Source organism: Rhizobium sp. S152, from assembly GCF_030380735.1.
GTDB lineage: Bacteria > Pseudomonadota > Alphaproteobacteria > Rhizobiales > Rhizobiaceae > Rhizobium.
Genome location: NZ_JAUDRZ010000030.1, coordinates 221426 through 237483 on the forward strand (window position 1 = coordinate 221426; position 16058 = coordinate 237483).

Consider the following 16058-nt stretch of genomic DNA (forward strand, 5'->3'; position numbering starts at 1 on the left):
TCAGAACAACCGCTCGCGAACATAGACCGTATCGCCGGCGATGATCGCCGAGGAGATATTCACCCGGCCGGTAATCACCTGGCCGTTGATCTTGCGCGTCACATCGACCGCACCCTGATTGGCGCGCGAGGTAAAGCCGCCGGCCACCGCCACGGCATTCTGCACGGTCATTCCGGGCACGTAGGCATACTGGCCGGACTGACCGACTTCGCCCATGACGAAGATCGAGCGATAGCGATCGACATCGATCGTGACATCGGGATCGCGGAGATAACCCTGCTTCAGCTTCTGAGCGATCTGCCCGGAAAGCTGCTGCAGCGTGCGCCCCCGTGCCGGCACCTGGCCGACGAGCGGGAAGGCGATGTAGCCGGCCTGGTCGATCGTGTAGGTGTTGGTCATGCTAGGCTGGTCGAACACGGTAATGCGAAGCCGATCGCCGCTATCGAGCGAATAAGGCTGGATGGTTGCCTCGTTAAAGGCGCGCGGCGCGGGCTTGTAGCTGTTGCAGCCGCTGAGCACCGCGGCAGCGGCGGCAAAGCTTAGAGCCATCAGGAGTTTTGGCTGGACGAACGACATTCGCGGCGGCTCACAGGAAACGATTTGATCCTGACCGTTATTGTTCCGTTAGGGTTAATGGCTGGTAAAAATCGAGAGCTTTTTGGAATTTGCTGTCGTTTGCCGGGCTTGAGTAGGCGAAATATACATTAACCGTTGAGTTACTATAGTCATTTACCCTCGCGTCCACGTTTGTTCTTGGAGTACAGGCATGTCTGGCGTGGCGAGTAATCAGGATGTGGACATCGACCTGGCCCAGTTGGTCCGCGCCGTCTGGGCGCGACGGCTGAAGGTCGTGGCGATCACGCTGCTTGGGGCAGGGGTTGCCTTTGCCGGCGCTAAGATGATTTCACCGAAATACCGAAGCGAAACGCGCATCCTCATCGAGCCGCGCGCCCCGGCATTCGCCGCCGCCCAGACCAGCGACGCCACCAGCGGGCCGCTGATGGACGAGCTCAACATCGCCAGCCAGGTGCAGTTGCTTCAGTCGCAGGACCTGATCAAGCGCGTCATCAACAGCCAGAAGCTCTACGATCTGCCCGAGTTCGACGCCGCCGCCAATGGTTCGGCGCTGACGGACATCCTTGTCGCGCTTCATCTGAAGAAGAACCCGCTCGAAAACCCACCGGAAGAGCGCGTTATCGATGCCTTCGTCGAGCGCCTGCAGGTCTATCAGGTTCCCGGCTCCCGCGTGATCGGGATCACCTTCACCTCGAAGGATCCGAAGCTCGCGGCGGCGATCCCGAACGCAATGGCCGCGGTCTATCTCGCCACGCAGAGCGGTGCCAAGCTCGATTCCAATTCCGAAGCGACGCGCTGGCTGGAGCCGGAAATCGAAAGCCTGCGCCAGAAGGTCAGCGTCGCCGAGCAGAAGGTCGCGGAATACCGTGCCGAACACGGCCTGCTGCCGACAAATGGCGGCTCGACCTTCCCGACGCAGCAATTGAACGACATCTCCGCCGAACTGACCCGCGTTCGCGGCGAGCGTGCCAATGCCGAAGCCCGTGCGCAGGCCGTACGCAATGCCCTTGCTTCGGGCGAAGTCTCCGGTGCGATGCAGGACATCATGTCCTCCCAGTCGATCCAGCGTCTCGACGCGACGGCATCGAACCTCCAATCGCAGATCTCCGATCTGCAGACATCGCTGCTCAATAACCATCCGCGCCTGAAGGCGCTGCGTGCCCAGCTTGCCGATATCAGGTCCCAGCTTCGCACTGAAACGCAGCGGGTTCTCGCCAGCATCGAGAACGAAGCCAAGGTTGCGGCGCTGCGCCAGCAGGAGCTGGAACAGCAATCCAACAAGCTGCAGGCCAGCAGCGCCCAGGCGGGCGAGGACGAAGTTGGCCTGAACGCCCTGCAGCGCGAAGCCGCCGCCGAGCGGCAACTGCTTGAAACCTATCTTTCGCGCTATCGCGAAGCCGCGTCGCGCGCCGATACCAATTCCAGCCCAGCCGATGCGCGCATTGTTTCCAATGCCATCCAGCCTGTCGATCCTTACTTTCCCAAGGTTATTCCAATCGTCATCGTGGCGGCACTTGCGACGTTCATCATGACCTCGATCGTCATCATGCTGGCTGAACTGTTCAGCGGCCGCGCGCTTCGCCCGATCGCCGGTCCCGTGGATCCTGTGCGTCGTGAGGAAGAAGACGAGCTCGAAGTGGAGACAGTTCCAGCGGTCGTCGCCACGCCGCGCGCGGGCAAGACCAGCATGCTCGCCGTCGCCATTGAAACCGAAGAGCCCGTGGAAAATCCGGTGCAGGAGGAAGAGGCGGTAGCTGAAACCGAGATCGAGGAAAACGAATTCTCGATCGCCTCGGTCGCCGAGTATCTCCGTGGCAGCCGGGCGCCGCTAGCCATTGCCATTTCACCGACTGGTGACAACGGCTCTGCTGCCACCGTTTTCCTGGCTAGAACCCTGGCCAAGGTGGGCTCCCGTGTGGTTCTCGTCGACATGACCGGTTCCGGTCTCCCGAGCGAACTCATGACCGAGGATCGCAGTGCGCTTGGCATCACCGATCTGCTTTGCGGCGAGGCGGCTTTCGGCGAAACCATTCATGGCGACCGTGCCTCCGATGCACACTTTATCCCGCAAGGTACCAGCGATATGCGCCGCGCTATGCGCGGTGCCGATCGTCTCTCACTGCTTCTCGATGCGCTGGCGTCGGCCTATGATCTGGTGATCGTCGAATGCGGTGCTGCCGATGTCGCAGGCGTCTCGCGCCTGACGCAAAGCCGAAGCGTCGAGATCATCCTGTCGATGCCTGAAATCGTCGAGGCCGAGTTCGTGGCCGCCATGACCGAATTCGAGGCTGCTGGCTACGAGCGTGTCGCGCTGATGTCCGGTGGTGGTGACGATGCTGACATGGCGCCGTCGCGTCACGCGGCCTGATCAGACGCCAGCAACACGTCGCATGCGCTGAGCGTAACGGTAGAGGCCCTGACGCGACTTTACGAACGCCTTGCTGCGCGTGATCACGCGATGAGCAATCCCGGCAATGTTGCCGCGCGCGCTGAGGGGAATAACCACATCGTAGTGCGCGGTATCTTCCGGCGCCCATGAGCGCTTGTAGCCCTGGTCGCCGAGGCCGAAATCGAACAGCGCGATACCTTTGCCGTGCAGGCCGGCGATCATCTGCCAGAAGAGAAATTCGCCCGGGCTGGCATCCGCCGCGATACTCTCGTCGATCGAGCTGAACTGGCAGATGACGTGGTCGCCCTTGCGGGAAATCCCTGACAGCGCCGCGATATGCCCTTCGTGGTCACCCCTGAGCCGGATGGCATGCATCTGAAGCCCGAAGGTCTTTCCGTCGCCGCTGCGGATATCGATGGCGCCATGGAGGAAAGCCTTGGTTTCCGGATCGGCGAAGACGTCGGGCAGCCCCATCGCCTTGAAGCGTTCGCCCTTTTGCCGGAAGAAACGGTCAAGCAGGTTATGCTGCTCGTCAGAAGTGCCGCCGGTGACATAGTCGAAACCGCCAAGCGCTTCCAGCCGCTTCGATTGCACGCGGAACTTCTTGCGGCGGCTTTTCGCGTTCACCTGCTTGAGCGTCATCTCCATATTGTCGAGGAGCGGAAGCTGATAGGCGTGATTCTGGTTCTGGACCATTGGCAGTGCGGCAAGCGGGCTCACGCGCCCGCGCCACTCCAGCGGAATGTTCTGCAGCAGGATGAGATCCGTCTTGCCGCGAAGCGCAGTTCGCAGCCGATGGGTCAGGTACTTGCCGCCAAGGCTGCGCAACGCGTCGGAGAATTGTCCCGAGAACAGACCGGTATTGATGTTGCTGTGATCGGCGCCGATGAACTTCGCAACGCGCACGCCGCGCTGGCGGACAATCTCGATTGGCAGGATGAATGCCGTTTCCGCGCCGATCATGCCATGCACGATTGCCAACGGGTTGTGGTAGGCGTTCACCCAGGAACGACACCAATCATAGCCCTGGTGCAGGGAGTTCAGATCGTCACCTTCTAGATGCCGCCATGCCGCTTCGAGCGGCTGAATCGCTTCGCTGACAACGATCTCAAGATCGTCGGCGGCAATCGACCGGGGAGGCGGAAAGACGGTCTCGTCCGTATCCGCTAGGTCGAGGCGCGTGATATCGGCAACGTGAAGCGTCTGCGTCTGCACGGTTCTCTCCGTTCGATGGTGCTGAATGGAAAGAATAGGAAACGAAGCCGTTCATTTCGTTTATGCCGGCCATTTTCCGACGATCACGGTTATCCCGCCGTTAATGCCTACTGCTGCTTCGGCCCGGCCATCCACTTGATGATCACCATGGCCGGCAGCACCCAGAGCAATCCGGTTAGCGAGAAATAGAGCAGGTGAGCCCACCATGGCGCGGTGCCGAGCGTGGCAACGGCGATGGTGTTGGCGACGAGCGCATAGACAATGACGAGGACGACGATCAGGATCGTGCCGATGAATTTGCGCAGGCGAACGGGCATAAGCTCTTATCTCGCATAGGTTCTACGGCCGCGACGGCATGCCGCAAAGGTGCAGGCTTGTTTTGCATCAGCCGGTGGGGCAAATCAACTGGCGCAAGCCAAGGAGTACCCATGACAGTCGCTGACGCAGGACCGGCCCTGGAAATTCGCCGTCAAATCCGTAAGCAGGATGGCAACCGACGCGCGGTGCGCATCTGGTTGGGCTTCGTGCTTCTGGCGCTCTTCTGTCTCGTCATAGTGGGCGGTGCGACGCGGCTGACGAATTCCGGCCTTTCCATCACCGAATGGAAGCCGATCCATGGTGTCATCCCGCCGCTCAATGCAGCCGAGTGGGAGGAAGAGTTCAAGCTCTACCAGCGCATCCCGGAATTCCAGCAGATGAACAGCGACATGACCGTCGAGGATTTCAAGGGCATCTTCTGGTGGGAATGGGCACACAGGCTGATCGCCCGCGGCATCGGCGTCATCTTCGCATTGCCGCTCCTCTATTTCTGGATCACCGGCAGGGTCGAACGTCGTCTGCGCTGGCCGCTGGTCGGCATCCTGGCGCTCGGTGGTTTCCAGGGCGCGATCGGCTGGTGGATGGTCTCTTCGGGGCTTTCAGTGCGTACCGACGTCAGCCAGTACCGGCTCGCCACGCACCTGATCATGGCCTGCCTGATCTTCGCTTCCTGCATGTGGATCATGCGCGGCCTAGCACCGCATTCCGACGATGCCCCGCCGACACCAAGCGCGCACATATGGGCCGGCGTGATCGCAGTTTTCGCGCTCTTCCAGATCTACCTCGGCGCACTCGTCGCCGGGCTTGATGCCGGTTTCACCTATAACACCTGGCCGCTGATGGACGGCTCGATCATTCCCTCGGATCTGCTTATCCAGCAGCCTGCATGGATCAATTTCTTCGAGAACCCCAAGACAGTGCAATTCATCCATCGCGTCGGCGCCTACACGCTGTTCGCCCTTACCCTGATCAACATGCTGGTCGCACTGAAGGCGGCGCCCTCGACGACGCATGCGCGCCGCGCTGTACTGCTGTTCCTGCTTGTTCTGGTGCAGGCAGCAATCGGCGTCATGACCCTGCTGCTTGAGGTTCCCCTCCACTGGGGCTTGCTGCACCAGGGCGGCGCGCTTGTCGTCTTCGGTTTCGCCATCGCCAACTGGCGCGCCTTTTATGGCGAATATCCTCGTGCGACGGTTATTGCTGAGCGGGACTGATACAGCATTCAAGCCATCGTTCAAACACGCAAATGCCGGTCACCCCGTGGCCGGCATTTTTCGTTGGAAACGGGGTGAGGGGTGAGGTGAGGCCTATGCTTTTACGTTGAACGACCACTGCACTCGATGGAAGACCGGCGCCTCCGGTAGCAACAGGGCCGATGAACACGGATGCCTGACGCGGGCCGTGAATAGCCGCTCTTCCGTTCGTTCGTGAGAACGAAAAAATCCGGCTGTGTCGCCACAGCCGGATCTTATTACTCACGTCCGAAAATCAGTCTCAGAAAAAACCGCGGCGCTGCCACCAGCCGGCCTTCTTCGGCTTGCCGTCGCCCTCGCTCGTGGACTTCACGGTCGGTTCGGAAGAGGAGATGTTGGACTCGCGGTTGGCGCGAACCGGCTTTTCGTCTTCGGCCGCCGGCGCTGCTTCTTCTGCAACGGGCGCTGCCTCTTCGACCGCAGGGGCGGCGACATCGGCAACGGCTTCGGCCACTTCCGTTTCCACGGCGGCAGGAGCTTCCGCTGGCTCTTCGACCGGCGATGCCTTGCGGCTGCGGCGGGCGCGCTTCGGCTTGACGTCTTCCGTTACGGATGCAGCCGTTTCAACGGCAGCCATGGCCGACTGCGTTTCGGGAGCCTCCTCGGAAGCGACCTCGACGGCCTCGACTTCGGTAATGGCAACCTCAGCGCTCTCGTCGGCGGCCTCGACCTCAGACGAACCGTCCGCTGCCTCGGCACCCGCTTCCTGCTCGGAACCGTCTTCGCGGTTACGACGACCGCCACGCTTGCCGCGACGGCGGCGCTTGCGGCGCTGCGATTCGTCACCCTCGTCACGGTCTTCCGAAGCGCCGGCTGCTACGGCTTCTTCGCCCTCGCTGCCTTCCTCGTCGCTATCGTCTTCACCGTCGGATGCTTCGCCATTGGCATCGGCTGCAGCCTGCTGCTCGCCGTTTCCATTGCGACCACGACGGCGACGACGACGCTTGCGCTTGCGGCCTTCACCGTCGCCCTCGGCACGAGCGGCCGGACGTTCGGTGGATGCGGCCTTTTCTTCCAGCTCTTCGTCTTCGTCCTCATCCGCCTCGATCACGACATCGTCGTCATCGTCATCGGGGATAGCCGCGAAGTTGAACAGTGTTTCGATCTTTACCGGGTTTTCAACCGCTTCGCCGCGATCGATCGCGAAATGCTGTGCGCCGACGGCGCCATCCGCATCGATGATGATAGCGACGCCGAAGCGTGCTTCATAATCGACGATCGACTGGCGCTTGTGGTTGAGCAGGTAAAGCGCGATATCGGGGGTGGTGCGAACCGTGATGTCGTGCGTCGTGTTCTTGAGCAGGTATTCCTCGATGCCGCGCAGAACGTGCAGGGCGACGGAGGACTGCGAACGGACGTGACCGGTGCCGCCGCAATGCGAGCAGACCTGGGTGGTCGATTCCAGAACCGAGGCGCGGATGCGCTGGCGCGACATTTCGAGCAGGCCGAAGTGCGAGATACGGCCGACCTGAATGCGGGCGCGGTCGTTCTTCAGGCATTCCTTCAGCTTCTTCTCGACGGCGCGGTTGTTGCGCTTCTCTTCCATGTCGATGAAGTCGATGACGACGAGGCCGGCAAGGTCACGCAGGCGAAGCTGGCGGGCAACTTCGTCGGCAGCCTCGAGGTTCGTCTGCAGCGCGGTGTCCTCGATCGAATGCTCGCGGGTCGAACGGCCGGAGTTGACGTCGATCGAAACCAGCGCTTCCGTCTGGTTCATGATCAGGTAGCCGCCGGACTTCAGCGTGACCTGCGGCTGCAGCATGCGGTCGAGCTGCGCTTCGATGCCGGAGCGCGAGAAGATCGGATGAATGTCGCGATAGGGCTGAACCACCTTGGCGTGGCTCGGCATCAGCATCTTCATGAAGTCTTTCGCTTCACGATAGCCTTCCTCGCCGGAAACGATGATCTCGCCGATGTCCTTGTTGTAGAGGTCGCGGATCGAGCGCTTGATCAGGCTGCCTTCCTCGTAGACGAGGCAGGGCGCGGTCGATGCGAGCGTCAGCGTACGGACGTTCTCCCACAGGCGCATCAGATATTCGAAATCACGCTTCACTTCGACCTTGGTGCGGTTCGCACCGGCCGTGCGCAGGATGACGCCCATGCCCTGCGGCACTTCGAGCATCTTGGCGATTTCCTTCAGGCGCTTGCGGTCCTGCGGATTGGTAATCTTGCGGGAAATGCCACCGCCACGTGCCGTGTTCGGCATCAGGACCGAATAGCGGCCGGCGAGCGACAAGTAGGTGGTCAGTGCCGCGCCCTTGTTGCCACGCTCTTCCTTGGCGACCTGAACGAGCAGGATCTGGCGGCGCTTGATGACTTCCTGGATGCGGTACTGCTTGCGCGGCTTGCGCTGCGTGCGATCCGGAACCTCTTCCATCGCGTCTTCGGCGCCGACGCTTTCGATCACTTCCTCTTCGTGGTCGTGATCGTCGTCATCATCGTCATCGTTGCGACGGCGGCTACCGACGTCTTCCGAGATCGTGTCGGTCTCGACCATGGCAGCCATTTCGCCGCCGGTGGAGCCGTCGTCTTCGTTGTCTGCGGATGCTTCGGTCGCGGTGGCTTCTTCGCCCGCTGCTTCCTCGGCGGCCGGCGCTGCCTTCTTGCGGCTGCGGCGCGGCTTGGCGGCCTTCTTCGCCGGCTTTTCTTCGACAGCCTCTACAGCCTCGACGACATCCTCGGCCGGAGCGGCTTCAGCTTCGACTTCTGGCTCGCTCTTGGCAACGATGCCGATATCGGGCTGGTCCTGGTTTGCCGGATCGGCCATGACGGCCGTCTCGACATGCTCGACGTCGTCGTCGCGGCGATGCTCTTCGGCTTCCGCACGCAGCAGCGCCTGACGATCCGCCAGCGGAATCTGATAGTAGTCGGGATGGATTTCGGCAAAGGCGAGGAAGCCGTGCCGGTTGCCGCCGTAATCCACGAAGGCGGCCTGCAACGAGGGTTCGACCCTGGTTACCTTTGCGAGATAGATGTTGCCGCGAATTTGCTTCTTGTGCTGCGACTCGAAGTCAAACTCTTCTATGCGGTTCCCGCGAACGACAACGACGCGCGTCTCTTCCTCGTGAGACGCGTCGATAAGCATTTTGTCTGCCATGTAAGCTGAGCTCCTCGGCGCAGCCGCATGTCGGCATCCCCAGCTGTCGTTAGAACAGGGGGGATATGATCCACAGCGGCGCCGGATAATGAAAGTCGCGATTGGTGCGGTGTGGAAGGCAGCAGCCAGACAACAGCGGGGGAGTTCTTCTCCCGGGGCCTGTAGACTTCAGATAAAACCTGCTGCGACACCATCAAGGACCAAGCGAGATCGACAATATTTAAGACCCTGTTTCGGGGGTCCGATGAGTTTGCTCTCTCTGTAAAGAGCGTTTGGTGGCTATCCACCGATGAACTTTCCGCCTACGCCGGAAATTCCAGGATTCAACCTTCGAGTGGAAATACATACGACGGCGGACGATTGCCGGTTGTGGCGCCAGGTCCATATTGGCTGGCTGCCTTCGCGGAGACTCTATCCCGTCAGCACTTCTACCCTGAGAATCCTTGTATGGTTTCTCTGTCACAATAGCAAGGGAAAAGCCAATTGCGCCATATTATTGATGGAATTTGAATTGCATAGGAAATCGGGGATAAAAGACGCCGATTCGGTGGTAATGATGGCGCGCGTTTTAGCGGTGCCATATTCGCGTTAGCCGGGTGGATCAATCAGAAAGGCATGGCGGTCGGTTGTTTAAGAGGGTGAGACCCGCGAATGTGAGCGGCCGATTGCGGAGGATCTGGTTTGTCGGCCGGGTCGCTGGAATACGTGCAGCGACCGCCGCGGCGATCTGTTTTGCAGTGCCGGCCGTGTCGTCTGCCATCGATGGCGCCAGCCCTGAGCCACTCCTTGCTTATGGTGCGCGTATCGTCGGTGATGATGCCAGAACCCGAATCGTCATCGATTTCGATCGCGAGCCTGCCTTCTCCATTCACTATATTGCCAATCCGGAACGCATCGTCATCGACCTGCCGGCCACCGCCTTCGGTTTTCCCGCCGACGATCTCGGGGCGAGGGGACTGTTCAAGGACATCCGCTACGGCAAGATGGACGAGGACAGCGCCCGCATCGTTCTAACGACGAGCAAGCCCGCGAAGATGGCTGTCGCCAAGGTACAAGCCGATGAAGGCGGCAAGGGACATCGCCTGGTGCTCGACGCGGAGATGACGGACAAGGCCACCGTTGCCGGATTGGTGAAGGCGCAATCCTGGAGCGATCCTGCGAGCGCCCAGACGACCAGCGCCATTCCGCAGCCCGCCCCCGCCGGCAGCGACTTCATCATCGCCGTCGACGCCGGCCACGGCGGCATCGATACCGGCGCCATCGGCGTCGATACCAAGACCCAGGAAAAGGATGTCACGCTCGCCTTCGCAAAGGCGCTTGCCGACCGCCTCAATCGCGAACCCGGCATCAAGGCATTCCTGACCCGTACCGATGATTCATTCCTGTCGCTGTCCGAGCGCGTGCAGATTTCTCGTCAGGCCCATGCCAGCCTCTTCATCTCGCTGCATGCCGATACGCTGAAGCAGAAAGATATCCGCGGCTCGACCGTCTACACGATCTCCGACAAGGCCTCCGACAAGCTCGCGGCCGATCTGGCCGATCGTGAAAACCTGTCCGACCAGATTGCCGGCAAGGAGACCGTAGCTGAGCCGCCCGAGGTGGCCGATATTCTGCTCGACCTGACGCGCCGCGAAACTCAGGCCTTCTCGATTTCGCTGGCCCAGAGCGTCCTGACATCCTTCAAGGATCAGGTCGGAACGATCAATAATCCGCATCGCCACGCTGGCTTCCGTGTTCTCCAGGCGCCCGATATGCCCTCGATCCTTCTCGAGCTCGGCTTCCTTTCCAACAAGGAAGATGAGAAGCTTTTGCTCGACGAGACTTGGCGCCAGAAGATTGCGGATCTGTTGACCGATGCGGTGAAGCGCTATCGCACGTCTATGATGGCGAATGGCGGCTGAAGAATGACGTGGCCCCGGTGTCACACCGGGGCAGTAACGTCCTGTGCTCATTTGGGAATAGTGGTCGAAGCCCTATTTTACTCACATTCAGGCCATTACTCACCTGTATGTGTTCAGTCAAAACTGAATCGGCTTGTGGCGATAACGCTCATGGAGTAAGTCGCGCATCATGCAAAATAGCCCGATCCATGCGATAGTAACGTTCGCGCCGATCGATGTTTGAGATACCGGTAGCTTAGATATGATCAGACTTCTTGGATATTTCTTCGGCGTCGCCTGCGTCCTGTTTCTGGGCGTTGCAGGCGTCGTTGCCGTGTATTTGGCGACGATCACGAAGGATCTCCCCGACTATGCCGTGCTGAGCAGCTACGAGCCGCCGGTAACAACGCGCGTGCATGCCGGCAACGGGGCGCTGATGGCCGAATATGCCAAGGAGCGCCGCCTGTTCCTGCCGATCCAGGCCGTGCCCGACCGCGTCAAGGCTGCCTTTCTCTCCGCGGAGGACAAGAATTTCTACCAGCATCCCGGCATCGACGTCACCGGCTTCGGCCGCGCCGTCGTCGCCTACCTGACCGGCGGCCCGACCCAGGGTGGTTCGACGATCACACAGCAGGTGGCCAAAAACTTCCTGCTCTCGAGCGAACAGACGATGGAGCGCAAGGCCAAGGAAGCCATTCTCTCCTTCCGCATCGAGCAGGCCTACAGCAAGGACAAGATCCTCGAACTCTATCTGAACGAGATTTTCTTCGGCCTGAACTCCTACGGCATCGCCAGCGCTGCGCTCACATATTTCAACAAATCTGTCAACGAACTGACGATCGCCGACGCCGCCTATCTGGCCTCGTTGCCGAAGGGCCCGGCAAATTATCATCCTTTCCGTCATCCGGAGGCCGCTGTCACCCGCCGCAACTGGGTCATCGACCGCATGGTCGAGAATGGCTATGTCAGCCAATCGGATGGTGCTGAAGCCAAGAAGCAGCCGCTCGGCGTGACCGGCCGCAGCAGCGGCCCGTCGCTCTTCGCATCCGGCTATTTCGCCGAAGCGGTCCGTCGCCAGCTGATCGACAAGTATGGCGAGAAAATGCTGTATGAAGGCGGCCTTTCCGTCCGTACGTCCTTCGACCCGCAACTGCAGGTCTTCGCCCGCAAGGCGCTACAGGATGGCTTGATCACCTATGACGAGCGTCGCGGCTTCCATGGGCCGATCAAGGAGATCGACGCGACTGCCGACTGGGGCAAGGCGCTTGCCGATATTCCCGCTCTCTCCGACGTTCCTGAATGGCGGCTCGCCGTCGTTCTCGCGGTATCCGACGACAGCGTCGATATCGGCCTGCAGCCGGCCAAGGACAGCGCCGGCAAGATTCCGGCGGAGCGCGAACGCGGCGTGATCGACGCGAAGAACATGCAGTGGGCCTATCGCTCGGCGACCGGCGGCAAGACCGCACGCTCGCCGCAGGGCGTTCTCTCCGCCGGCGATGTGGTCTTCGTCGAGCGCCTTGGCGACGACAACTCCTCATCCTACCGTCTGCGCCAACCGCCGAAGGTTGGCGGTGGTCTCGTGGCGATGGATCCGAAGACCGGCCGCGTTCTCGCCATGGTCGGCGGCTTCTCCTACGCCCAGTCGGAATTCAACCGCGCGACACAGGCGATGCGCCAGCCGGGCTCGTCCTTCAAACCCTTCGTTTACGCTGCCGCGATGGACAACGGTTACACGCCAGCGTCGGTGGTGAGCGACGATCCGCTCGAGATCCAGACCGGCAACGGCCAGGTTTGGGCACCTGACAACTATGAAGGCGAGGGCGGTGGCGCCAACACGCTGCGCTTCGCCATCGAACATTCGCGCAACCGCATGACCGTGCGCCTTGCAAACGACCTCGGCATGAACGTCGTGGCTGAATATGCCGAGCGCTTCGGGATCTACGACAAGATGATGCCGGTTCTGGCGATGTCGCTTGGCTCCGGCGAGACGACGGTCCTGCGCATGGTCTCTGCCTATTCGGTCATCGCCAATGGCGGTAAGCAGATCAAGCCGACGCTCATCGACCGCATCCAGGACCGCTACGGCAAGACCATCTTCAAGCACGAGGAACGTGTCTGCGAAGGCTGCAACGCCAGCGACTGGCAGAACCAGGAAGAGCCTAACGTCGTCGACAACCGCGAGACCGTTCTCGATCCGATGACCTCGTACCAGATCACCTCGATGATGCAGGGCGTCATCCAGCGTGGTACGGCGGCCGGCAAGGTCAAGCTCGGCGAGCGCGACGTCGCCGGCAAGACCGGCACGACCAATGATGAAAAGGATGCGTGGTTCGTGGGCTTTACCCCGGATCTGGTCGCTGGCCTCTACATCGGCTTCGATTCCCCGTCGACGCTTGGACGCGGCGGCACCGGCAGCTCGCTTTCGGCGCCTGTCTTCAACGAGTTCATGCAGGCGGCCGTCAAGGACATGCCGGTGTCCAAGTTTGTCATTCCCGCTGGCATGAACCTGATCCCGATCGACCGTAAGACCGGCATGGCCGCGATGGACGGCGATCCCAATACGATCATCGAAGCCTTCAAGCCGGGCACCGGCCCCGCCGACAGCTACTCCGTCATCGGCATGGACAACACCATGGCGCCGGAGGAAATCCTGAAAACCTCGCCGCAGGCCAATCAGGCGGTCCAATCGGGCGCGGGCGGCCTCTACTGATCATTCCGGCAACAGTCTGTGGCGGCCGCGGTCTTTACATCCGCGACCGCCACAACTATTTGACGGGCGACTTTCATAGCAACGCAAAGAAGCGGAAAAATGCGAGCGGAAATCCAGAACGTAGTCGATGAAACCAAGCAGGCTATCACCCTGCTGAGGAGGCATCTTTGACTGGGACCAGGCGGTAAGACGACTGGACTGGTTGAACAACAAGGCAGAGGACCCGAACCTCTGGAACGATGCAACCGAAGCACAGAAGCTGATGCGCGAGCGCCAGCAACTGGATGACGGCATCAACGGCGTCAAGCGCTTCGAACAGCAGATGAAAGACAACATCGAGCTGATCGAGATGGGTGAGGACGAAGGCGACGAGGCCATCGTCAAGGAAGCCGAAGACGCTCTGAAGGCGTTGAAGGCGGAAGCCGCGCGCCAGCAGGTCGAGGCCATGCTGTCGGGCGAAGCCGACAGCAACGACACCTATCTCGAAGTGCACTCGGGTGCCGGCGGTACCGAAAGCCAGGACTGGGCGAACATGCTTTTGCGCATGTACACCCGCTGGGCCGAACGCTCGAAGTTCAAGGTCGAACTGCTCGAAGTCCATGACGGTGAAGAAGCCGGCATCAAGTCGGCGACGCTGCTCGTCAAGGGTCACAATGCCTATGGCTGGCTGAAGACCGAATCGGGCGTTCACCGCCTGGTGCGTATCTCGCCCTATGACAGCAACGCCCGTCGCCACACCTCGTTCTCGTCCATCTGGGTCTACCCGGTCATCGACGACTCGATCCAGATCGACATCAACGAAAGCGACTGCCGCATCGACACCTACCGCTCGTCGGGCGCCGGCGGTCAGCACGTCAACACGACCGATTCCGCCGTCCGCATCACTCACATGCCCTCGGGCATCGTTGTTCAGTGCCAGCAGGAACGCTCGCAGCATAAGAACCGCGCCAAGGCTTGGGACATGCTGCGCGCGCGTCTCTATGAAGCCGAACTGAAGAAACGCGAAGACGCCGCCAATGCGGAAGCCGCCTCCAAATCCGACATCGGCTGGGGCCACCAGATCCGCTCCTACGTTCTGCAGCCCTATCAGCTCGTCAAGGACCTGCGCACCGGCGTGACCAGCACGGCACCTGATGATGTTCTTGATGGCGAACTCGACGACTTTATGGAGGCGGCGCTCGCGCACCGCATCAGCGGCAAGCCCGATGCCGTTGTCGACGATGTCGACTGATCCGCATTCGCAACCATGAAAAAGGCCCCGATCGGGGCCTTTTTCATGTCTCCAGCGATGCGGTCTAGTGGCCGGCCTTGTCCACGCTGACTTCGCCGAATTCGTCGATGATAACCGTCCAGCTCTCCGAATCGGCATCCGGATCGGTCTTCAGGTGCACCATAGCGAAAAGCCCCGGTTCCTTGATCATCCCACCCGAACTTTCGGGGCGGATGTCGGTAACATAGGGTTTGAGATCGTTGATCTCCTGAACCTCGACCGTCGACAAAATGGAAGGTCCGTCTTCATTTTGCGCGATCTGCTGCAGATAGATTTTCGCGGTGCGGTCGGCCTGGCGAACGGCGAAGAGCTTGTAATAGCCGTGCCGGGGAGCGGTCTTGATGGCGGTAGGTGCGGCCGATGCCTTTTCCAAGCCACCGGTCTCGTTGGCTTGTGGCGCATGTTGAACCGCGGGAGCGCCGCCATCATCTTCCCAATAGCCCGTGCTGGTCGCAAACAGAATGGAGGCCGGCAATATCGCATCCTCGGCGGAACCCGCGTGTGCCGCACCGATAGCCCATCCGCTCAGCGCGAGCGCGAAAAGTGCCCTTCGATAGAACGCCATACGTCAATCCTCAAATTGTTCGGCAAGGATACGGTCCGACCAGGAGCGGTCGGGATCGGACAGGATGCGGGCCGTCATGTGCTCCGACTGCGCGATCCTGACATGCAGAACCGATTTGACTTCGTTGTTATCGGCAACCGCGTTCACCGGCCGTTTCTCTGCTTCGAGAATGTGGATGTCGACGGTCACCTTGTTCGGCAATAGCGCGCCGCGCCAGCGCCGGGGGCGATAGGCGCTGACCGGAGTCATAGCAAGCAGGGGAGCGTCTAGCGGCAGGATCGGCCCATGGGCGGACAAATTATAGGCCGTCGATCCCGCAGGCGTTGCCACCATCAATCCGTCGCAGATCAACTCTTCAAGCCGGACCACGCCATCGACCTCTACGCGCAGCTTGGCTGCCTGGTAGGATTGCCGGAAGAGCGAAACTTCGTTGATCGCCAGCGCCGAGGAATTAGTCCCGTCAAAATTTGCGGTCGTCATCTGCAGCGGCCGGAAGACGTTCTCGACCGCATTCTCGATCCGCTCGCGCAGCTTGTCGGTGCGATAGTCGTTCATCAGAAATCCGACTGAGCCTCGGTTCATCCCATAAACCAGCTTCCCGGAGTTGATCGTGCCGTGCAGCGTCTGCAGCATGAAACCGTCACCGCCGAGCGCGACGATCACATCGGCTTCCTCTGCTGGAACGTCGCCATAGATTCGAATCAACTCCTCACGCGCCGCAAGCGCCTCCGTCGCCGGAGAGGCGAGAAACGATAGCGTCAGCAATGAATCAGCCATGCAATACC

11 protein-coding genes are annotated in these 16058 nt (G+C 60.7%); 5 read left to right on the plus strand and 6 right to left on the minus strand.

Features of this window, described 5'->3' with window-relative positions; translation table 11 throughout:
* A complete protein-coding gene (locus QTL95_RS25745; RefSeq protein ID WP_289722730.1) occupies positions 1-576 on the minus strand; it encodes a polysaccharide biosynthesis/export family protein in 576 nt (191 codons plus the stop codon).
* Between the two features lie 190 nt (positions 577-766).
* Here QTL95_RS25745 and QTL95_RS25750 point away from each other — a divergent pair, with 190 nt between their 5' ends.
* Positions 767-2944 carry a GumC family protein gene (locus QTL95_RS25750; protein WP_289722731.1) on the plus strand — a complete coding sequence of 726 codons (2178 nt, stop codon included), beginning with the start codon at positions 767-769 and terminating at the stop codon, positions 2942-2944.
* On the opposite strand, the gene QTL95_RS25755 is transcribed toward QTL95_RS25750, so the two are convergent.
* A complete protein-coding gene (locus QTL95_RS25755) occupies positions 2945-4180 on the minus strand; it encodes a GNAT family N-acetyltransferase (protein WP_442981354.1) in 1236 nt (411 codons plus the stop codon). It lies immediately after the preceding gene.
* 107 nt (positions 4181-4287) lie between these two features.
* A complete protein-coding gene (locus QTL95_RS25760) occupies positions 4288-4497 on the minus strand; it encodes a DUF2842 domain-containing protein (protein ID WP_037180151.1) in 210 nt (69 codons plus the stop codon).
* A gap of 111 nt (positions 4498-4608) precedes the next feature.
* Here QTL95_RS25760 and QTL95_RS25765 point away from each other — a divergent pair, with 111 nt between their 5' ends.
* Positions 4609-5712, plus strand: coding sequence for a COX15/CtaA family protein (locus QTL95_RS25765; protein WP_289722732.1), 1104 nt, complete (start codon positions 4609-4611; stop codon positions 5710-5712).
* Between the two features lie 280 nt (positions 5713-5992).
* On the opposite strand, the gene QTL95_RS25770 is transcribed toward QTL95_RS25765, so the two are convergent.
* Complete coding sequence (locus tag QTL95_RS25770) at positions 5993-8848, minus strand: Rne/Rng family ribonuclease (RefSeq protein WP_289722733.1); 2856 nt, start codon at positions 8846-8848, stop codon at positions 5993-5995.
* A 626-nt stretch (positions 8849-9474) separates the two neighbouring features.
* Here QTL95_RS25770 and QTL95_RS25775 point away from each other — a divergent pair.
* The 3 genes from QTL95_RS25775 to prfB all read left to right on the plus strand — a co-directional run bounded on the left by QTL95_RS25775 (position 9475) and on the right by prfB (position 14669).
* The gene (locus tag QTL95_RS25775; protein ID WP_442981355.1) at positions 9475-10749 is read left to right on the plus strand and encodes an N-acetylmuramoyl-L-alanine amidase; all 1275 of its coding nucleotides are present in this window, start codon (positions 9475-9477) and stop codon (positions 10747-10749) included.
* A gap of 241 nt (positions 10750-10990) precedes the next feature.
* Positions 10991-13438: a penicillin-binding protein 1A gene (locus QTL95_RS25780; RefSeq protein ID WP_289722734.1), complete on the plus strand. Its 2448-nt coding sequence runs from the start codon at positions 10991-10993 to the stop codon at positions 13436-13438.
* Between the two features lie 99 nt (positions 13439-13537).
* Positions 13538-14669 (plus strand): peptide chain release factor 2 gene (gene prfB, locus QTL95_RS25785; protein WP_289722735.1). Its coding sequence is split into 2 segments (ribosomal slippage): positions 13538-13606 and positions 13608-14669, totalling 1131 coding nucleotides; the frame shifts between segments, so codons are not numbered across the junction.
* A 64-nt stretch (positions 14670-14733) separates the two neighbouring features.
* Here the strand turns inward: prfB and QTL95_RS25790 are convergent.
* Both QTL95_RS25790 and QTL95_RS25795 read right to left on the minus strand, forming a co-directional pair.
* Positions 14734-15273: a hypothetical protein gene (locus QTL95_RS25790; protein WP_289722736.1), complete on the minus strand. Its 540-nt coding sequence runs from the start codon at positions 15271-15273 to the stop codon at positions 14734-14736.
* Positions 15274-15276: 3 nt separating this feature from the next.
* Positions 15277-16050: an NAD kinase gene (locus QTL95_RS25795; RefSeq protein WP_289722737.1), complete on the minus strand. Its 774-nt coding sequence runs from the start codon at positions 16048-16050 to the stop codon at positions 15277-15279.
* Positions 16051-16058 lie beyond the last annotated feature (8 nt).